Origin of the sequence: Rouxiella aceris, from assembly GCF_012933545.1 — a bacterium.
GTDB lineage: Bacteria > Pseudomonadota > Gammaproteobacteria > Enterobacterales > Enterobacteriaceae > Rouxiella > Rouxiella aceris.
This window is the reverse complement of the sequence record NZ_JAADJU010000001.1, coordinates 339,827-358,648: the sequence shown is the minus strand read 5'-3', so window position 1 is coordinate 358,648 and position 18,822 is coordinate 339,827. Positions and strand designations below refer to the sequence as shown.

Sequence of the window (18,822 nt, the reverse complement as noted above, 5' to 3'; positions counted from 1 at the left end):
TGCTATCGTCAGGTGGCAAGACTTTTTTTATGGTTCACTCCATCCTTTATGCAACTTAATCCTTAAACCCTGGCTTACCATTCGCTTGACGCCATTCTTTTACTTCATGAACAATACCTTCAGGACTATCATCTCTCCCGTCATCTGGATAGAAAATGAGGTCAGAACCTGATGGATGTTCAGCAAGGCGTCTAAACTCCCTGACCAGCCGATTATCGTCCTCTTCGGTTGGCCCCTCTGCTCTGTATATTTTACGCACTAAATCTAAAAATTCGCTCTCAGTATAATCAGATAATGTTTTTTTCTCATTCATATGATTTCCCCTGTCTTGTTGAATGGATATCAATATGCCGCTTAGGTATCCCTCAGTGTCAGAATAGTTATCACCCCCTCTGAAAATGATACCTGCGGGCGATGGAGTGACAAATGAAATGTATTTCACCGAAGCGTAAGGCTGCAACTCTGGCAAACCTGCTGCCCCCTTACAACATGACCGTCGCGGCTGTTGCACAGCTGGAGGAAATATCCGAAGCTACCCTGTAATCACCAGCTAGAATTCATTTATTTTTCAGGGAAGTCATATCGTTTGTACCGTTCGAAAAAAACATCATGATGGGTCATGACTATCTCAATTCATAAATCGATCAACGTTCAATCTCAAAGAATCAATCGCCCAAAAACTATCAATAAGCCATTATCGATCTTTTGTATCAATTGATTGATAATGGTGGTGAGAGATGGATCACCATAGTTGGTGTGCTTTTGCTGGATGTTCGCAGGGATAAGGAATGAAGCAGCACTACCGATATGTCGTGCTGCTTTAATGAGAAGAATGAAAGCTACCAACGAAGGGCTGAAGTTGGGAGAAAAGTTATTTTTTTTACCATTTCGTCCAGATCGTAACTGACTTGTATTGCTATAGGCATATGAAAATCCTCTATGGCATAACGTTCAGTCCATCCAAAGGATTTGTTTGCGACCTTACGTGGAGGAGCCGCTTTATCTGGTTCCCCGAAGGTATCATGCATCCACTGTCGTGACATTTCTGCTTTGAGTGGTGTCGGTAAATCATTAGGGAAAATCCACCCTTTTATACCATCCCGCTGAATTCGTAACGTTATTTCCTGAAGAATCATTCCATCTCGTTTGAAAGAAAGAAACACTCCCTCTTTGACCATATCAAGATTAAGGTCCGGATCTCCATATTCGCCAGCAGGTTTCGTTTTATACGGTATAATGTCCTGATCAACCATTTCGTGATACGTTTGGCCTAAGCAACGGATCAATGCCTCAATATTTATTGTCATTTATACAATCCTACTGATGAATTAATTTTATGCATTTTAACCCTTGCAGCTTCTATTTGTGCTTCTGTAGCACCATGCTCTTTCAATGCTGGTTTTATTGTATCAAGGTTTCTGTCCACTGCTGCCCATAAATTAGAAATATCTAGTTTAATCTGAGCTTAACTATTCCTACGCCCATAGGTTTCGCTAATTTTTCGGTGAACATCTATTGGAACAATAATTGCCGCCACCTCATTTGCTAAATCATTAATATCATCTCTGTCCAATAATGGATCTAAGTTTCGATAATACTCTTTTACTGCTGCCCCCTGACAACATGACTGTCGCGGCTATTGCACAGATGGAGGGAATATCCGAAGCTACCCTGTAATCACCAGCTAGAATTCATTTATTTTTCAGGGGCGTCATATCGTTTGTACCGTTCGAAAAAAACATCATGATGGGTCATGACTACCTCAATTCATAAATCGATCAACGATCAATCTCAAAGAATCAATCGCCCAAAAACTATCAATAAGCCATTATCGATCTTTTGTATCAATTGATTGGTGGCGTTTATGAGTGACGGTTCGCCGCAGTTGGTGTGCGTTGGCTGGATGTTCGCAGGGATAAGGAATGAAGCAGCACTACCGATATGTCGTGCTGCTTTAATAATAAGAATGAAAGCTACCAACGAAGGGCTGAAGTTGGGAGAAAAGTTACGGCTTCGACTTTATCTTGCACGTCGTAACGAATTTGCATTGTTATTGGGATATGAAAATCCTCAACAGCAAACCTATCAACCCATCCCATAGTCATTTTCATTACGGTTTTCGGGGGAACCGACTTATCTGGTTCACCCAAAGTATCATGTACCCATTGACGGGTCATATGTTTTTGCAAAGGCGATGGAAGTTCATTCGGGAAAACCCAATTTTTAATCGGTTCATGCTGGAGTCTTAGTGTAATGCTTTTGAGAATTCTACCTGTGCGTTTGAATGACAAAAAAATACCTTCCCTTGCCATTTCCAAACCTAAATTAGGGGATCCCGGAGCACCTGTCGGTTTTGTTCTGTATGGAAGAATTCCTGCCTCAAGTATGTTTTCATAAGTTTGTCCCAAGCAGCGAATTAAATTCTCTACATTTACTGTCATTTGTATAACCCCAGTTTATTATTAATCTTATGTATTTTAGCTCTCGCTTCTTTTAGCTATATGTCTGCCGCACTATGCTCTTTTAATGCTGGTGTTTCAATATCAAAATCTTTATCTGCTGCTGTTCGAAGGTCATAGGAATCATGCTCCTTTTGTGTCTGATTACGCCTCCCATAAGTCGCACTAATTTTCCGATGAACTTCCACAGGAACTATGACAGCCCTCAGTGTCAGAATAGTTGTCACCCCTCTGAAAATGATATATGCGGGCGATGGAGTGACAAATGAAACGCCTTATACAATTATTCGTGAACAAAAATAAGAAGATAAAGGAACGAAGAAGTATATTAATGGGTGATTATTTAAAATTAAGAATATGCTCTATCACAACTGATAGAGCAATAATTCAATCAAATAGGTCGAAAAGCTAGCTGATAATCATATCGCTGCAAATTTAGTTGATGCTGAAAATACGGTTGTATATATTGCAACCATTCCACTTTCACATCATAACCGCCATCATAGATCTCTGACTCATCAGAAAGACCCAGTTTATCTAAAAAATAGACACTGTTATCTAGAATAGCCGAAAATTCCTTCCCTTCCCCTTCAGAGGTTTGCTTATTAAACCACTGCAATCTCATTTTATAAGACATATTGCCCTCATAAATAACGTTTAATATTTCGGCCTTTTACAGCAGGCTTCAATTGTTCACCAGTTTTATGATCTACCGACCTAAGATGCTTACCGTCGCTTGGACGATATGTTTCAAGTTCATCATGCTGTGAATCCCATTCATAGACGCGCCCTTTAGAATCAGTCTATCTTGAACGCAGTCAACCGTCGCCCTTGACGTGGGTGTCTAACAAAATCGCTGTAACGTTAAACCTCCAAAAACTCAACTGGTGGTTTGCACACAAAAATAGTGTGCTGCTACTAAACAACGACCGATCGCTGAAACTTAGTTTGGAAAATGCAAATTAGTTTATTCACTTAGCTTAAATACTAACTGATAGTCATATTTATCAAAATCAAGATGATGGAAAAATAGTGGTTGCAAATCTTCCCTCCACAATTCTAACACATCAAATCCACCATCATATATTCTTCCATCAAAGGGTAAATTAAATTTTTTAATTAAACTCCCATCTTGTCCGAGATCTGCAGAATCTTCTTTATTGATTAAAATTCTATCTGCTTTATCAAACCATTCTAATGTTATTTTCAGCCCCATTATCCACCTCACAGATATCTTTTAATATTTCGACCTTTGACCGCAGGTTTTAACTGCTTACCTGTATTCGAAGGAACATTGACACCAGAACTGTCTGGTGTCCAGATGATGGTTATGCGAGGTCCCTCACTGTCAGAATAGTTGTCACCCCCTCTGAAAATGATACCTGCGGGCGATGGAGTGACAAATGAAACGTATTTCACCGGAGCGTAAGGCTGCAACTCTGGCAAACCTGCTGCCCCCTTACAACATGTCCGTCGCGGCTGTTGCACAGTTGGAGGGAATATCCGAAGCTACCCTGTAATCACCTGCTAGAATTCATTTATTTTTCAGGGAAGTCATATCGTTTGTACCGTTCGAAAAAAACATCATGATGGGTCATGACTATCTCAATTCATAAATCGATCAACGTTCAATCTCAAAGAATCAATCGCTCAAAAACTATCAATAAGCCATTATCGATCTTTTGTATCAATTGATTGGTGGCGTTTATGAGTGACGGTTCGCCGCAGTTGGTGTGCGTTGGCTGGATGTAGGAGAGAATTAGAAATGAAGCAGCACTACCGATATGTCGTGCTGCTTTTATTAGAAGAATGAAAACTACCAACGAAGATCTGAAGTTGGGAGAAATGTCACATACCTGACTTGATCTGCTGTGTCATAGCTTATCTGCATCATTGTAGGTATTGATCGGTTTTGGGCTTCATAAAGATCTGTCCAGCCAAAAGCTCGCCTCATAACTACCTTTGGAGGACTACTTCTTAATGGCACACCTATATTTTCATGAACCCATTCCCTCGACATGCTTCCCTGCAATGGCTCTGGTAATTTATTTGGAAATATCCAGTTTTTAGCCTTATCATTCTGGATTTTTACGACGATAGCCTGCAATATCCGACCATCCCGCTTGAAGGACAAGAAAAGACCTTCTTTTGCCATATCAAGACTTAGATCAGGATCTCCAGATGAGCCTGTAGGAGGGCTTTTGTAAGTGATCAATTCATTATCAATAAGCTCCTGATATGTTCTTCCTAAACAGCTTATTAAAGCATCAATATTCACCGTCATTTATATAACCCCATCTCACTGTTTAGTTTATGCATGTTCGACCTTGCAGCTTCTATCTGGCTTTCTGTTGCCCCATGCTCTTTTAAAGCGGGTTTAATAGCATCCAGATTGCGGTCAAGTGATCCTACCCGCGTAATGTGGACACAGCCCTAAGTGAGGTTCTGGTTTTCAAACTGTTCCGGGCTGAGACCGCCACAGGCACTGTGGCGACGCCACCGATTGTAATCACACTCGATATAATTAAACGCCGTCGCCCGCATTATTTCCCGGCTGGCAAAGCATTCTCCGTGGATACATTCCACTTTCAGCGTGTGGAAGAAGCTTTCCGCACAGGCATTGTCGTAACAACAGCCTTTTGCGCTCATGCTGCCGTGCAGGCAGTGCCGCTTCAGTAATGCCTGGTAATCCGCTGAACAGTACTGGCTGCCACGGTCAGTATGAACAATAACGTTTTCCGGCCGTTTACGCCGCCAGAGCGCCATCTGTAATGCATCGCAGGCCAGTTTCGCTGTCATTCGTGAGGACATCGACCAGCCAATAACGGCACGAGACCACAGGTCAATCACCACCGCCAGATACAGCCAGCCCTCATCCGTGCGAAGCTTGCTGCGCCAGGCATAGAGTTGCGATTCATACAGACTGAGTTCACGGGCGACGGCAGCAACACCGATGCGTTCAGCGAGTTTCAGGGCTTTATTGCGGAATTCGGGTGTGTACTGTTTACGGGCCGTTTTGCTGGTTGATGCTGGTTTTGTCATGAGTAGTCACCTCTGGTTGAGAGTTTACTCACTTAGTCGCGTGTCCACTCATGCTGGGTAAGATCAAGGTGATGGTTCGCACAGCGAGCCATCATCCTGAAAGACAATGCAGTTTTACATTCTTCGTCTAGAAGAAATCTATTCACATTGTTGGGAGACTAAAACTTAAACCCCGGCTTACCATTAGCCTGACGCCATTGTTGGATCTTTTCTGCTATTGCTTCTGGCGTAGGTTGCTCACCCGGTTCTGGATAATAAATCAAATCCGATCCTGCTGGATGTTCTGACAACTCGATGAAACGCTCCAAAAGCTCATCCTGATGTGCTTCTGAACCTGCATCACTAATGATCTCTGCAATCAATGCAATGAAATCTCTCTTTGAGTAATCACTAATAGTTCTCAAATTACTTACCTCTATGAATATCTATATGCCTTTTGGGGGTTGTTATAGCCATATTATCAACATTATAAACTTCACCACCTTGGCTTATAAGTTTGATATGGTGAATCTCAAAAGATCTTCTTTTCCCTACTGTATCAATGAATCTTGAACGAGGCGCTCTACCGTTCTTCATACGATTTATATTATTAGGGATGAATTGTCGTGATAAGTCGGGGGCTTTTGAAACCTCCGACCAAAATGCCTCACGGAACTGGTCAAAGTTACTAAATGTTCTTCCTCGTAGCTTATCTGCTATCTGGCTTGGAACCGGAGAACCATTATCTGTGTTAGCATCCGACAGCCATATTCCACTAACTTTCTGGCCATTCCCAGTGACCTGTCCGGGATTGTTTCGAAGATAAACATAAATAGGTGGAATATTCGGCAATGGCAGAATAAGAATATAATCCGCAAAATTCTTCTCTTCCGGTGCCGGAGTGGTTGTAGCCTCAATACTGGTATTTTCCGGCAGCGGATCAACAACAACCGGATTTGGTATCCTTACCGGGTTCTGGTTGCCTGTATTTGAAGGAACATTGACACCTGAACTGTCTGGTGTCCAGATGATCGTTATACGGGGATCTTCCTCTGTGGTGAACGTATACGCTTTTCGGCTGCTGTCCCACGCCATTTTGCGCACACGCACCATATCCTGACCCGGCGGTGTATGCCAGCCATGAGGAACCGGGTTACCTTTAGCATCTTGTTCCCATGTATAACGCACACGGCTTGGGGCTTCACGCATCTGTTCCAGACGCATCCGGTCAATGAAATCCTGCTCACCGTCATTGAGCCTTCCGGGCATCATCCCCATCACAACTGCTGCTATAGGAGCACCGGGGCCGCTGGCTGCAATCCTTCCGAGGCCGCTCGCCATCTCACCAAGTTTTACCGCCCACGTTCCTGAGGTAATGGCACTTCCACCAATCAGACCAAGAACACTGGCTCCTTCTACAGCCATCTGGGCGTTGGCAGCACTCGTGGCGGCGGCTGTTGCTGCCTGATAATCCATTTCCTCGTGATTACCGTTTAGCCATTTATACAGGGCACTTCGCTTTTTCGGTTTCGGTATATCGTCTACAGGATTTTTTTTCTTGGCGGTCTGGGCGTGTTGTGGAACATCAGTATCTGATGCCGGATCGGCAGGTGGAACGGCCTGATAAAAGGCCATTGAAGCAAAATTGGTGTGAGGCTCTCGCTCTTCCCCGGCATCATTACAGCCCTCACCACGAAGGCAGGATTTGGCAAAGACCCGGTTTTGTTCTCGCTCATCTGCCCGTCGTTTTTCCTCTGCTTCTCGCTCTGCAACTACTCTGGCTACATGTTCTTCCCTTGCAACCTCTACGGGATCTCTGCCTTTTCCCATCCATTGGCCAGCCGGGGCTATGACACGATTTGTGCCGTGAGGACAGCCACAACTGACTTCAGAGCGGTCCATTGCCACAGCTTTTCCGAAGAACTCAACCCGCGATTCGCCATTAATAATCCGTCCCCGTTCCCCGCATTTCGGACAAGGTGTGGTCATATCTCCCACCCGGACTATACGACGATCAAACTCGCTGTCATCGATGGAGGCAATACATCTTGCCCCGGTCGTTGTTTTATCATTTTCAAAAGCCTGTCCGCGTCCATAATTCTCTGTGCGATATCCCATTGGTTACACTCCGGGGATAACCAGAAAATCATCCGGCTGCGGCACACCTTCCCGGACGATCATTGTACTGCTTCCCTGTGGGGTGCTGATAACTTCATCACCCGTGCCATCATTCCGGGTCAGACACCCTGCTACAGCCGGTCGGTAAATAGCAATAATCGGATGCTGGCGACGGGATGTTTCCTGTTCTGTAACCAGTGCACGCACTTCATCATCTATCTCTGCCAGTTCTTCCGTTGTAAACGAGGATTGATTTAGTGTTGTCAGCAGTTCCGAGGGCAGTCCATTGTTGTATTGACGATCCATTCCCTTGTCCTTGTCATTTATACGGTTTAGTTGATGCAATACTAACCGATCTGCAATTTGACTTAAAAGCACTTTATTAGTATGTGATTTCAAAAATGTCATAGCCTTTACTTCATATTATTTCGCTGCTATTCTCACTCTTCTTATTAATCTATATAGATACCTTATATTATTTATTTTTATCAAAAACACTGGATGCCTGTAGATTATAAATAACGGCTTTTTTTTAAATAAAAACACCAAATAAATACACAATATCTGATATGGTTAATTAAGTTACTTGGCAAAAACAAAAAATATATTACTGATTTATTTATGGGCATAAATATAAAAATAAATCTCCTGTTTTGATAGTCGGCAAACCATTACAAATAGGAGAATTTAAAGTAAGGCGAAAATGTTTTTTGAAGATAAAGTATATAATATGGAAAGGTCGATTCCGAGTCTGGCACCATTATTCATAATAACCTGCTTATGGCGGGTTTTTCGCATTTTGGGTTTAGCGATTTTTTTCTACCCCCTGCAAACTGCGTCAACGCTCTCTGATCCTACCCGCGTAATGTGGACACAGCCCTAAGTGAGGTTCTGGTTTTCAAACTGTTCCGGGCTGAGACCGCCACAGGCACTGTGGCGACGCCACCGATTGTAATCACACTCGATATAATTAAACGCCGTCGCCCGCATTATTTCCCGGCTGGCAAAGCATTCTCCGTGGATACATTCCACTTTCAGCGTGTGGAAGAAGCTTTCCGCACAGGCATTGTCGTAACAACAGCCTTTTGCGCTCATGCTGCCGTGCAGGCAGTGCCGCTTCAGTAATGCCTGGTAATCCGCTGAACAGTACTGGCTGCCCTGTCAGTATGAACAATGACATTTTCCGAACGCTTTCGCCGCCATAGCGCCATCAGTAGCGCATCGCAGGCCAGTTGCGCCGTCATTCGTGGTGACATTGACCAGCCGATGACGGCTCACGTTCGGATACGGACAAGCCCTGCTGTTGCTTGCTACGCCAAGTATAAAGTTGCGATTCGTAGAGCCCGAGTTCACGCGCGGCTGCGGCTACGCCAATACGTTGAGCGAGCTTAAGCGCTTAGTCACGAAAGGCGGGCGTGTGTTGTTTGCGGGGCTTATTTTTCGTTGCTGATGGTTTAGTCATGAGTCACCTCTGGGTTAAGAGTTTACTCACTTAGGGCCGTGTCCACTATTGGTGGGTAAGATCAATGTGACATCGTTGTTTCGCAATGAGAAACAGGTTTTTGATTGACTAATCTTCGCGCTGATCGCTTTTTCAAAGTCGCCTTTTTCACCACATCCAGCCAGAGCCAACGCAGCACCTGCCATAAGTAAGATTTTTTTCATCTTCATATCCCATCAATGTTAACGAACTGACTGTTCATGGCAGGAATGAAAGCAAAAGAGATCCTATTCTTAGCCTAATCACACCCGATCCAGAAGCAGTCTGTTTAACCAATTGATAGAATTGAATTATTTTTGATGTTCGTCATATCATTTAAATCGATCGATAAAAAACAAATGATAGTCATAGACTATTAAATAAATAATATTGATCGATTTAAACAATTAAAATAACGATCAATCAACCGATTTTAATCGCCTAAAACTATCAATAATAAATTATCGCTCTTTTATATCAATTGATTGATGGTGGTGGTCAGCGATGGAACGCCACAGTTGGGGGGCTTTGGCTGGATATTCGAAGGGATAAGGAACGAAGCAGCACTCAAGGCGTGTTGTGCTGCTTACGTTGGGTAGATAATTGAAAACGCGCTTCAAAGCGAGGATAACCCTATTTCAGATTTCCCCACCTGATATTTGAAAATCCAAGTCTTCTTGGAAAAAGTTTTTATCCAAGATTTTCTCAATTGCCTTGACCTGTTGGCTGGTAAGATCCCATCCACCGATCCCTGCAGTAAAGTCACCATAATCTTCATCCGTCCAAACCATGACTTTAGCTATTTCCGGGAGTTTTTCTTTTGGTATATCGATTTCGAAGACGAGTAGTTCATCCACACGTTCGAAAGCATCAATAGTATAAACAATTGTCATTTTTCTACCTTTCTTGTCGGATCTGCTGGTTTAGTTTGCTCACCTGTTATTGGGTCAAATTCGCCTAAATGATTGCGCCCTGAACGATCATAAATTTCGACCGTACCGTGTTGTGAATCCCATTCATAGATACGCCCTTTAGGATCTTTCCATCTTGAACGCAATGATCCTCCGCCCTTAACCGGGGTTCTTTTCTTAGCTGTTTTAGCATCTGGGAAGGCAGGTAATGGAGGATTTCCCTTTGGAGCCACATGATATTTATGTTCAGCATTCAGATAAATATAGATCGGCGGAATATCGGATATTGGCAGAACAAGAATATAATCCGCAAAATTCTTCTCTTCCAGTGCCGGACTGGTGGTTGCCTCAATGCTGGTATTTTCCTGCAGCGGATCAACAACTACCGGGTTCGGTATCCTTACCGGGTTCTGGTTGCCTGTATTTGCAGGAACATTGACACCTGAACTGTCTGGTGTCCAGATGATCGTTATACGCGGATCTTCCTCTGTGGTGAACGTATACGCTTTTCGGCTGCTGTCCCACGCCATTTTGCGCACACGCACCATATCTTTACCGGGTGGCGTATGCCAGCCATGAGGAACCAGATCACCGTTGCTGTCGCTTTCCCATGTATAGCGCACCCGGCTTGGTGCTTCACGCATCTGCTCCAGACGCATACGGTCAATAAAATCCTGTTCACCGTCATTCAGCCTGCCGGGCATCATCCCGATCACTAATGCGGCTATAGGTGCGCCGGGACCGCTGGTCGCAATCGCGCCGAGTCTTGCTGCGCGACTTGCCGCCCAGGTTCCCGATGTAATGGCACTTCCACCAATCAGACCAAGGACACTGGCTCCTTCGACAGCCATCTGCGCGTTAGCAGCACTGGTGGCTGCGGCTGTTGCCCGCTGGTATTCCGTTTCCTCATGATTACCGAACCACCATTTATGCAGGGCGCTTCGCTTCTTTGGCTTTGGGATAGCTTCTACAGGTTTCTTTGTCTTGGCAGCCTGGGCATGTTGGGGGACATCATTATCTGATAGCGGATCCGTGGGAGGAACCGCCTGATAAAATGCCATAGGTGCAAAATTGGTATGCGGTTCCGGCTGTTCCCCGGCATCATTACAGCCCTCACCACGAAGGCAGGATTTGGCAAAGACACGGTTGCGATCCCGCTCTTCTGCCAGTCGTTTTTCTTCTGCTTCCTGCTTTTTTTCCTTTTCCCGCCGTGTGGCAAAAGCAAGCAGGCGCGCCTTTTCTGCCAGTTCTTCGGGTGTATCATCCCTGATATAGCAATCTGGGATAGAGGGTATAAACCGGGCTCGGCACGGGCAGGAGCTTACACTGTCCAGCGTTCCCGCCAGTCTGCGCCCCTCATCCCATGTGTCAGATGTGCCGCCCACAATTTTATACGTTCCCCGATGCTTACCGCACGATACGGCGTCATCTTCCCGTGCTCCCGCCACACCATACCAGCTTAGCGTTTCATCGCCGGTCAGTATTTTCCCTCCGCAGGTTGTGGCGTCTCCTACCCGCAAATAGAATCCCCTCGCTGCCATCAGTGAATTCTCCGGCACGGGTAGATATTCTCTGCTGAAAACTGATGGGGGAGTGGGTTAATATTTTGACTGTCCATAGTATTTGCTCTCCATTGATGGGGTTCATCAGCAGCAATACTAACCGATACCTGATTTCCCTGAAAAACATTTTCGGCATCACATCATAGTGGCAAGACAATTCATTTAACTTTATAACTGTTGGTAATAGAGTTTTTTGACTGGCGATGGCTTTGCTTATTTTTTACCAACGTTTCATTTCATAAAAATGTAGTTTAATAAATTTAATTAACACTGTTTCTCCTTAAAGTTTCTTTGTAAAATATCGCTATAAATTTAAAAGTTTTTATTTTTAAGGGCGTCCCTGTCAGCGTTGATCTATTCTGCCGTGCTTTATGGAATTTATTAAAATCGATGGGCCGGGACATGTAGAGCCGGCAATAAATCCTGTTCACTCCTTTGCCTGCTCCATGCCTATGCCAATAACCATTAATAATCCCACTCTCTAAAGCGCAGCGTGGTATTAAAGGCTTTTTGTGGCGCAATCCCCAGCATATTTGAGGTGGCATAAAAGTGGATATCGCCGCTTATCAGACAGTCACGCACCCGTTTAAGGGAGGAGACGCTAAACTCCAGCGCACTCATGCGCGGTTGGCCGTTGTAGTCGTCCGGCAGGGCAATAAATTCCTCTTTTGCCTGGCGTGGCGAGATAATTCGCAGCCGGGTTTTTCCTGCCTGTAGATAATAGTCATCGGCGTTGCCAGAAATCGTGTATTGCGGCTGAAACAAACGGGCATAAACCTGCATGGCACTGGGCGGATGGTCAGCAATAATCACAAACTGGCTGATATCGATCACACCGTTGGCATGTTGCTGCCATGCCGGTTGCCAGACGGCGTCCGGGGTCAGATGCTGACAAAAAAAACTAAAGCCGTCGGGCAGGCTGTCAGCATTAAGACGTGTAATGCAAAAGCGCGCTTCCCGGCTCTGCCCATCGGGCAAGGTCACCGGGCGGAAAAACGCCGTTGGCGGTTCGCCAGCGAGCTGTCGCTGTTGCAGATATTGATAGGCCATGTCGGCATCATCGGTTTTCCAGACCAGACCGGACAGTCCGATCGGCGAATGCCACAGCCCTTTTTGACTGGCGCTGCCATCCGGCTCATAGCCCAGAAGCTCGAGATAGTTCTCACCAAAAATGGCCAGATGATTACTTGAGCCCATCGAGTGATGCCCACGACCGGTGAGCTGGAACCCCATGCGCACAAACAGTGCCTGGGCCTGATCCAACTGGTCATCAACATTGATCACCGCGTGATCAACCACCGGAATAAGTGACGTCATAAAATAGTTTCCTCCAACAAGCGCATAATCATTTTCTGTATTACCGGGGTTTTTTAATGGCTGATGACGATATCGCTTTCTACGCTGCGGCCGCCGAAATAGAGTTCACTCATCCGTGGATCGACCAGCAAATCGCGGGCATAACCGGTGAGCGCGACCTTACCCAGGGCCAGAATATAAGCGCGGTCGGAGATATGCAGGGCTTCCATGGCGTTTTGTTCGACCATTAAAATGGTGACTTTTTCCAGCCGACGGATGGTCTGAATGGCGGTAAAAACCTCATCAAGCATCTTCGGTGACAGACCGGCAGAGGGTTCATCGAGCAGCAAAATAGCCGGTTCCGGCATTAGCGCACGGGTCAAAGCCAGGATCTGTCGTTCGCCGCCGGACAGCGCCGATGCCGGGGCGTGCCATTTTCTGCGCAGTAGCGGATAGAGATCGCAAAGCTGCGCCATGCGCTGTTTGCGTTGCATCGGCGCTAAAAATTGGCCGCCGGTTTGCAGATTTTCCGCCACGGTTAAACTGTTAAATACGTTATCCAGCTGTGGCACAAATCCCAGCGAGCATTCGCGAACCTTGCGATGGATCGGGATAGCGGCGGTGTCTTGCCCGTTGAGTACCACGCTGCCCTGACGGGGAGGAAGAAAACCGGCAATGCATTTAAGCAGCGTCGATTTACCGCAACCGTTGGGGCCAAGCAGGGTAACGATTTCGGCTTGCGCCACTTGCAGGGTAATGCCCTGCAAAATATCGATGCCCGGGGTATAACCGGCGACGACGCCATTAAGTTCAATCATACCGCCTCCTTTAACATACGGCTGCCGCGACCGAGATAGGCATCCAGCACGTCCTGATTTTTTGATAAATCATCAGGATGGCAGCTGGCGACAATATGCCCGCGATCGAGCACGATACAGCGCTGGCACAGCGACTTAATAAAGTGCATATCATGTTCGATAATAATCAGCGAAATACCTTGCTGGCTGAGCATCTGCAGAGTGGCAACCAGCTCCTGGCGCAACTGCGGATGCACCCCGGCCATCGGTTCGTCGAGCATCAGGATCTCGGGTTCACCCATTAGCGCGCAGGCAATGCCCAGCAGTTTCTTCTGCCCGCCGGACAGCGCCGCAGCGGGCAAATTGCGCACTTTGCTGAGCAGCAGCGTTTCCAGCAGTTGGCTGGCTTTCTGACTATCTTCCCGCTCTGCACGCCGTCCCGAAGGCAGCGACAAGAGTCCGTTCCAGATGCCGTGATGACGGGTACCTGCGGCCATCACCACTTCCATCACCGTCATTTTTGCCGGCATCGCCGGTAACTGAAAGGTGCGGGCAATTCCAGCCTGGATAATGCGATGCGGGGGCAGGTGGTCGATACGGGCTTCACCTACGCTGACGCTGCCGCTATCAACGCGGGTAAAGCCGGAAATGGCGTTGAGCAGCGTACTTTTCCCCGAGCCGTTGGGGCCAAGCAGTCCGAGGATCTCGCCCTTTTGCAGGGAAAAAGTCACCGATTTCAACACCTGATTGCCACCGAACGCTTTGCTGATATCCGTGACTGTGAGCAGTTGGGTCATGGTAAAATCCTCAGTTTTTCCGGTAACAGCCCGCCCGGGCGCAGCAATAGCCCGACCAACATCACCAGCCCGACCAGCCCTAGTCGCAGCGCGCCGGTCAGGTCAGAACTCATATGCAGCAGGTCTCGGGCAAAGGGAATAAAGTTGTATAAGCCTTCCACCACCAACACACCCAACAGTACGCCGCGCACATTGCCGATACCGCCAATCATCACCATGCTCCAGATTAGAAAGGTTTCGGATGAGAGCAGGTAGTCCGGACTGACATAGTTGGTGTACCAGGCCAGCAGCATTCCGGCGATGGCACACATCACCGCGCTGCACATCAGTGCGCGGCATTTCAGCCACAGCAGCGAATAGCCCATGCACATTGCCAGCTGCGGCTGTTCGCGCATCAGGCGCAGGGCGCGACCAAAGCGGCTGGTGCCAAAGCGCAGTGAGATAAGCGTGCATAAAGTAAGACAGAGCAAAATCAGCGCGCTAAATAGCAACACGTCCTGTTGCTCCGAGCCGGTCGCCCAGGGAGCGCTAATGCCGCCGATCCCCTGACTACCACCGGTAAGCTGATCTTCATTCACAATGCAGATGCGGACGATCTCCGCCAGCGCCAGGGTGGCAATGCCCCAGTAGTCGGCGGCAAGCTGACGACCGAGCAGCGCCATGGCGGCGGCGACCAGCATGGCCAGTGCAATGCCCGCCGGGATCACCAGATAGAGCGGCAGTGAAAACTGACTGCCCAGGCCAATGGCATAAGCGCCAATACCGACAAAGGCGATATGACCAAAATTAAGCAGACCGGCATAACCCGCCTGCAGGTTGAGTGCCAGCGCAACCATCGCGTAGATACCGGCAATACATAAGATATGCAGCAGAAATTCAGACACGGCGCACCTCGCGATTGAATAAGCCATACGGGCGTAACAGCAGGGCCAGCAGCAACATCACAAAGGAGGCGGCGTTGATCCAGGTGGTGGGCATAAAGACCATCTCCTCGCCGTACAGCCATCCCCAGTTGATATTGGTCACCAGCGTTTCGGTTACCGCGATCAACAGCGCACCGAGAATGGCCCCCATCGGGTTGCCCAGGCCGCCGAGGATCGCCGCGGCCAGCACCGGCAGCATCAGATCATTACCCTGGTTGATATAGGCACTGCCATTCATGGCGATCAGCGAACCGCCCACTGCGGCGAGCATGCCGGAGATCATATTGACGGTATGCACAATGGCATTGGCGTTCAGCCCCGAAGCGGCGGCCAGTTCACGATTACTGGCCAGCGCGCGGATAGAACGGCCCTGCGGGGTGAAAAACAGCAGCACATTAAACACCAGGATAATCACCAGCGTGGTGGCCAGACTCCAGCACTCATCACTGGAGACGCGTAGCGATCCCCATTGCCAGTTACTGCCAATGGCCAGCTTATAACTGACGGGCGACGATCCTTCGACGCCCAGCATCAAGGCAATGATCACCATTGATACCGCCAGGGAACCTATCATGGCGTTTGCCGCCCCGGCGCCAATCAGACGCTGGAACACCCAGTGGTGCAGCAGCACCGCCAATATGCCGCACACCAGTGCCGAGAACAGCACCGCCAGCGGAAAAGGCATGCCCATTTTCAGGGCGGCCGCGGTGAGAAATGCCCCGACCATCGCGTACTGCATATGGGCAATATTGGCGAAACGCACCAGGCCATAAACCAGACTGAGGCCGAGGGCGACCAGCGATAACTCGGCGGTACGGAGTAACGTATCAACAATAAACTGGAACATGATGCTTTCCTGAACAGTCAAACCTGGGACAAGAGCAGAGTCGCGGTGCCTTAGCGTGCGACTGGCTCGCCATCGAGCGCTTTCACTTTCAGGTACGGCTGGCTCTGGCGCTGATTATCGGCGTCCAGATTGAGCGTGCCGGTGATCCCGGTAAACTGTGGCGCAACGCTGTGCATGGCCGTAACAAGTGCCGCCGGGCTGGCGTCATGGGCTTTATCAATGGCAGCGGCGGCCAGCATAATGCTGTCATAGGCGTAGCTGCCGTAGACGGAACGCGGTTTTTCATGGAACTGTTGCTGGTAGCTGTCGTTGTAGCTTTGGCCAGCGGTTTTCTGCGCCATCCCTGACAGTTCCATACCCAGCTGGCCATTGGTGTACTGCGCCGGGGAGTCAGCCAGTGCCATGGTCAGGTACATGCCGTACCACGGGGTCTTGCTCAGGCCGAGATCCCAGGATTCGCGGTTAAGCACAATCGCGTCCTGGCCGTAGCTGGTATAGACGTAGGCATCCGGTGCCGAACGGGAGATCTGCTCCAGTTCGCGGCGGTAAGAGGGCTGACCGCTGGTATAGAGCACCTTGGCCACCACTTTGCCGCCCAGTTTTTCAAAGGCTTTTTTAAACTGTTCTGACATGCCTTGCCCATAGGCACCGTCCGGGGCAATAAAGGCCACCTTGTGATAGCCCAGTTTCCAGACATCCTCTGCCGAGAAGCGGGCAGAAAGATCGTCAAGGCCGATCACGCTGTAGGACGACTTGCCAATTTTGCGCACATCGGCGCTGGTGCCGGAAATATTGATATGCACCAGATTGTTTTTCACCAGATATTGACCGACGGGAATGGTGACGCTGGAGGAGAAGTCGCCGACGACCAGCGGCACCTTATTAACCTGGGTTAATTTTCTTACCGCATTGAGGCCGGTCACCGGGCTGCCAGCCGAGTCTTCTACCACGACTTTAAGCTTTTGTCCGGCCACGCCGCCTTTGGCATTGATGTCGTCTACCGCCAGCTCAATACCGCGACGCTGATCTTCGCCAATGCTGGCGCTGGTGCCGGTTAATGGCAGGATCGCCCCCAGAGTCACCTCTGCAAAAGCACAGGAAATGGAGCCAAACAACGTCATGCTGGTGAGCGCAGACAGAACAACGAGACGACGAAAGCGAGTTTTCATTATATTTCTCCGGCTTTTGATTAAAGGTGTCGGCATCTCGGGTGCCCTGATCGGGCGGATCGGATGTCGTTTAGGTTCCCTGATAATTGGCAAATGTGACATCACTACCAAGTGAATTTAGAAGTGAATACACTTGTGTTTACAGGCAAGTTTTATGCCATGTACGCAATTTGTACTCTCCGGTTGGCCGATTCCTTTATTAAAAAAGAGGAAATAATGAAGAAAAACAGCGGTGAACCTCGTCGGGATTATTTAAAAACAAGCCGGTCGCATTCTTTTATTAAACGTCAGCCAAAGATTATTCTCTGCGCTTATTTATTTCTATTTCACTTTTTTGGAGCAATATGCGCACTGCAATAGTGCAAATAGATTTTAGGCGCTGCGAAGGGGTTATTTTAGAATAATATATAATGATTAATTCTATGCTTAATAAACAGTTAGCTATGTGAATGCAAAAGTGTATGCAATCATGTGTTGAGTCGCTTTTAACGCTGTGCTATCAATTAAAAGGTCATCTCAACCCATAATCGGTAAAGCCGAAGCAAGTTGGGGAACTTATTTTAATGTCTGCTTAAATTTAACAAGAAAAGTATGATCACAAGATAAAGCAGAACAGGAGGCACAGTGGTTGTTGTCAAGAAAAAGTCCCGCAGTGCGGACAGCGTCGAAAAAGTTTATGAGAAAGTAAAACTGCTGGCCATCGACTACCATTTTCGTCCCGGTGAGCGGGTTAACGAAGTCGAACTCGCCGGCCAGTTGGGCGTTTCCCGTACGCCGGTACGTGAAGCGCTCAACCGGCTGTCAAAAGACGGCTTTATGAGTTTTGTACCCAATCGCGGTTTCTATGCCCGGGATATTACGCCGGAAGGGGTGCGAGAACTGTATGAAGTGCGCATGGTGATTGAACAGGCCACTTTCCGCTTTGCCTGCCAGCGTGCCAGCGACGAAGAGATCGCCGCCACCACCGCAATCTGGGAAGAAGTCAGCCAAAAACAGCAGGATGTCAGTGAGATCAGTGACTGGTCCACCATTGCGCAGGCCGATGAGCGCTTTCATATGGAAATTGCCCATATCTCAAAAAACTCGCAGCTGTATGACATGCTCGACAGCCTTAACTCATTGATCCGCTTTTTCCGGCGTATTGATCTGGAAACGCCAAGTCGCCGCAATAATGCCTACCACGAGCACGTCGAGATTATTTCCGCCTTGCGCCAGCGTGATGTGCAAAAAGGCATGTTACTGATTGAGCGTCATGTATCGCTGAGTTCTGAGCATGCGGTCGAGGTGACCAAAGAAGGGCTGGCAAGGATCTATTTTGGCAAAAAATCGAGTGTGTAAATTGCGGCTGTGGCAGAAATTTATTGTGCAGGTCATGCCTGCTTACTTATCGTCATACTTATCGCCGATCGCGATGATACCCTGTTGACGATAACGAATTGAGA

At 47.8% G+C, this 18,822-nt stretch carries 20 protein-coding genes and 3 pseudogenes; 1 reads left to right on the top strand and 22 read right to left on the bottom strand.

Going from position 1 to position 18,822, the window contains the following annotated elements; genetic code table 11:
- Window positions 1-55: 55 nt before the first annotated feature.
- The 22 genes and pseudogenes from GW590_RS01630 to GW590_RS01530 form a co-directional block, all read right to left on the bottom strand.
- Window positions 56-313 (bottom strand): bacteriocin immunity protein, encoded by a 258-nt coding sequence (locus GW590_RS01630; protein ID WP_169401272.1) that lies wholly within the window; start codon window positions 311-313, stop codon window positions 56-58.
- A gap of 526 nt (window positions 314-839) precedes the next feature.
- Entirely contained in the window at window positions 840-1,307 is a 468-nt protein-coding gene (locus GW590_RS01625) for a DUF6392 family protein (RefSeq protein ID WP_169401271.1), read from the bottom strand.
- A gap of 666 nt (window positions 1,308-1,973) precedes the next feature.
- Window positions 1,974-2,441, bottom strand: coding sequence for a DUF6392 family protein (locus GW590_RS01620; protein ID WP_169401270.1), 468 nt, complete (start codon window positions 2,439-2,441; stop codon window positions 1,974-1,976).
- A gap of 409 nt (window positions 2,442-2,850) precedes the next feature.
- Window positions 2,851-3,096 carry a colicin E3-like toxin immunity protein gene (locus GW590_RS01615; protein WP_169401269.1) on the bottom strand — a complete coding sequence of 82 codons (246 nt, stop codon included), beginning with the start codon at window positions 3,094-3,096 and terminating at the stop codon, window positions 2,851-2,853.
- 7 nt (window positions 3,097-3,103) lie between these two features.
- Window positions 3,104-3,247, bottom strand: a pseudogene (locus GW590_RS24245) (colicin E3/pyocin S6 family cytotoxin); the annotation flags it as partial.
- A gap of 179 nt (window positions 3,248-3,426) precedes the next feature.
- Complete coding sequence (locus tag GW590_RS01605) at window positions 3,427-3,675, bottom strand: colicin E3-like toxin immunity protein (RefSeq protein WP_169401268.1); 249 nt, start codon at window positions 3,673-3,675, stop codon at window positions 3,427-3,429.
- A gap of 600 nt (window positions 3,676-4,275) precedes the next feature.
- Window positions 4,276-4,743: a DUF6392 family protein gene (locus tag GW590_RS01600; RefSeq protein ID WP_169401267.1), complete on the bottom strand. Its 468-nt coding sequence runs from the start codon at window positions 4,741-4,743 to the stop codon at window positions 4,276-4,278.
- 149 nt (window positions 4,744-4,892) lie between these two features.
- Complete coding sequence (locus tag GW590_RS01595) at window positions 4,893-5,501, bottom strand: IS3 family transposase (RefSeq protein ID WP_169401266.1); 609 nt, start codon at window positions 5,499-5,501, stop codon at window positions 4,893-4,895.
- A 158-nt stretch (window positions 5,502-5,659) separates the two neighbouring features.
- Complete coding sequence (locus tag GW590_RS01590) at window positions 5,660-5,905, bottom strand: bacteriocin immunity protein (protein WP_211186583.1); 246 nt, start codon at window positions 5,903-5,905, stop codon at window positions 5,660-5,662.
- 1 nt (window position 5,906) lies between these two features.
- Window positions 5,907-7,598, bottom strand: a complete 1,692-nt coding sequence (locus tag GW590_RS01585; protein WP_169401265.1) for an S-type pyocin domain-containing protein — start codon at window positions 7,596-7,598, stop codon at window positions 5,907-5,909.
- A gap of 3 nt (window positions 7,599-7,601) precedes the next feature.
- Complete coding sequence (locus tag GW590_RS01580; protein WP_169401264.1) at window positions 7,602-7,904, bottom strand: hypothetical protein; 303 nt, start codon at window positions 7,902-7,904, stop codon at window positions 7,602-7,604.
- Window positions 7,905-8,477: 573 nt separating this feature from the next.
- Window positions 8,478-8,872, bottom strand: a pseudogene (locus GW590_RS01575) (IS3 family transposase); the annotation flags it as partial.
- A complete protein-coding gene (locus GW590_RS24585) occupies window positions 8,839-8,973 on the bottom strand; it encodes a transposase (RefSeq protein ID WP_408014904.1) in 135 nt (44 codons plus the stop codon). The pseudogene GW590_RS01575 and the gene GW590_RS24585, both read right to left, overlap by 34 nt.
- Window positions 8,974-9,125: 152 nt before the next feature.
- Window positions 9,126-9,263 (bottom strand): annotated as a pseudogene (locus tag GW590_RS01570) (lipoprotein); the annotation flags it as partial.
- A gap of 453 nt (window positions 9,264-9,716) precedes the next feature.
- Complete coding sequence (locus GW590_RS01565; RefSeq protein ID WP_169401263.1) at window positions 9,717-9,971, bottom strand: pyocin S6 family toxin immunity protein; 255 nt, start codon at window positions 9,969-9,971, stop codon at window positions 9,717-9,719.
- Window positions 9,968-11,530 carry a colicin E3/pyocin S6 family cytotoxin gene (locus tag GW590_RS01560; protein WP_169401262.1) on the bottom strand — a complete coding sequence of 521 codons (1,563 nt, stop codon included), beginning with the start codon at window positions 11,528-11,530 and terminating at the stop codon, window positions 9,968-9,970. The genes GW590_RS01565 and GW590_RS01560 overlap by 4 nt, the downstream gene beginning before the upstream one ends.
- 486 nt (window positions 11,531-12,016) lie before the next feature.
- A complete protein-coding gene (locus GW590_RS01555) occupies window positions 12,017-12,868 on the bottom strand; it encodes a VOC family protein (RefSeq protein WP_169401261.1) in 852 nt (283 codons plus the stop codon).
- Between the two features lie 53 nt (window positions 12,869-12,921).
- Window positions 12,922-13,665, bottom strand: a complete 744-nt coding sequence (locus GW590_RS01550) for an ABC transporter ATP-binding protein (protein ID WP_169401260.1) — start codon at window positions 13,663-13,665, stop codon at window positions 12,922-12,924.
- The gene (locus GW590_RS01545) at window positions 13,662-14,441 is read right to left on the bottom strand and encodes an ABC transporter ATP-binding protein (protein ID WP_169401259.1); all 780 of its coding nucleotides are present in this window, start codon (window positions 14,439-14,441) and stop codon (window positions 13,662-13,664) included. Before GW590_RS01545 ends, GW590_RS01550 begins: the two co-directional genes overlap by 4 nt.
- Window positions 14,438-15,325 (bottom strand): branched-chain amino acid ABC transporter permease, encoded by an 888-nt coding sequence (locus GW590_RS01540; RefSeq protein WP_169401258.1) that lies wholly within the window; start codon window positions 15,323-15,325, stop codon window positions 14,438-14,440. Before GW590_RS01540 ends, GW590_RS01545 begins: the two co-directional genes overlap by 4 nt.
- Window positions 15,318-16,211, bottom strand: a complete 894-nt coding sequence (locus GW590_RS01535; protein WP_169401257.1) for a branched-chain amino acid ABC transporter permease — start codon at window positions 16,209-16,211, stop codon at window positions 15,318-15,320. Before GW590_RS01535 ends, GW590_RS01540 begins: the two co-directional genes overlap by 8 nt.
- Window positions 16,212-16,261: 50 nt before the next feature.
- Window positions 16,262-17,380, bottom strand: a complete 1,119-nt coding sequence (locus tag GW590_RS01530) for an ABC transporter substrate-binding protein (RefSeq protein WP_169401256.1) — start codon at window positions 17,378-17,380, stop codon at window positions 16,262-16,264.
- A gap of 624 nt (window positions 17,381-18,004) precedes the next feature.
- On the opposite strand from GW590_RS01530, the gene GW590_RS01525 reads away from it, so the two are divergent.
- Window positions 18,005-18,718 carry a GntR family transcriptional regulator gene (locus tag GW590_RS01525; RefSeq protein WP_169401255.1) on the top strand — a complete coding sequence of 238 codons (714 nt, stop codon included), beginning with the start codon at window positions 18,005-18,007 and terminating at the stop codon, window positions 18,716-18,718.
- Window positions 18,719-18,822: the final 104 nt, after the last annotated feature.

Coding starts and splice junctions, on each gene's coding strand:
- GW590_RS01615 (WP_169401269.1), bottom strand. CDS start 3,096: ATGTCTTATAAAATGAGATTGCAGTGGTTTAATAAGCAAACCTCTGAA.
- GW590_RS01535 (WP_169401257.1), bottom strand. CDS start 16,211: ATGTTCCAGTTTATTGTTGATACGTTACTCCGTACCGCCGAGTTATCG.
- GW590_RS01545 (WP_169401259.1), bottom strand. CDS start 14,441: ATGACCCAACTGCTCACAGTCACGGATATCAGCAAAGCGTTCGGTGGC.
- GW590_RS01600 (WP_169401267.1), bottom strand. CDS start 4,743: ATGACGGTGAATATTGATGCTTTAATAAGCTGTTTAGGAAGAACATAT.
- GW590_RS01560 (WP_169401262.1), bottom strand. CDS start 11,530: ATGGCAGCGAGGGGATTCTATTTGCGGGTAGGAGACGCCACAACCTGC.
- GW590_RS01630 (WP_169401272.1), bottom strand. CDS start 313: ATGAATGAGAAAAAAACATTATCTGATTATACTGAGAGCGAATTTTTA.
- GW590_RS01605 (WP_169401268.1), bottom strand. CDS start 3,675: ATGGGGCTGAAAATAACATTAGAATGGTTTGATAAAGCAGATAGAATT.
- GW590_RS01595 (WP_169401266.1), bottom strand. CDS start 5,501: ATGACAAAACCAGCATCAACCAGCAAAACGGCCCGTAAACAGTACACA.
- GW590_RS01555 (WP_169401261.1), bottom strand. CDS start 12,868: ATGACGTCACTTATTCCGGTGGTTGATCACGCGGTGATCAATGTTGAT.
- GW590_RS01550 (WP_169401260.1), bottom strand. CDS start 13,665: ATGATTGAACTTAATGGCGTCGTCGCCGGTTATACCCCGGGCATCGAT.
- GW590_RS01585 (WP_169401265.1), bottom strand. CDS start 7,598: ATGGGATATCGCACAGAGAATTATGGACGCGGACAGGCTTTTGAAAAT.
- GW590_RS01565 (WP_169401263.1), bottom strand. CDS start 9,971: ATGACAATTGTTTATACTATTGATGCTTTCGAACGTGTGGATGAACTA.
- GW590_RS01580 (WP_169401264.1), bottom strand. CDS start 7,904: ATGGATCGTCAATACAACAATGGACTGCCCTCGGAACTGCTGACAACA.
- GW590_RS01530 (WP_169401256.1), bottom strand. CDS start 17,380: ATGAAAACTCGCTTTCGTCGTCTCGTTGTTCTGTCTGCGCTCACCAGC.
- GW590_RS01620 (WP_169401270.1), bottom strand. CDS start 2,441: ATGACAGTAAATGTAGAGAATTTAATTCGCTGCTTGGGACAAACTTAT.
- GW590_RS01625 (WP_169401271.1), bottom strand. CDS start 1,307: ATGACAATAAATATTGAGGCATTGATCCGTTGCTTAGGCCAAACGTAT.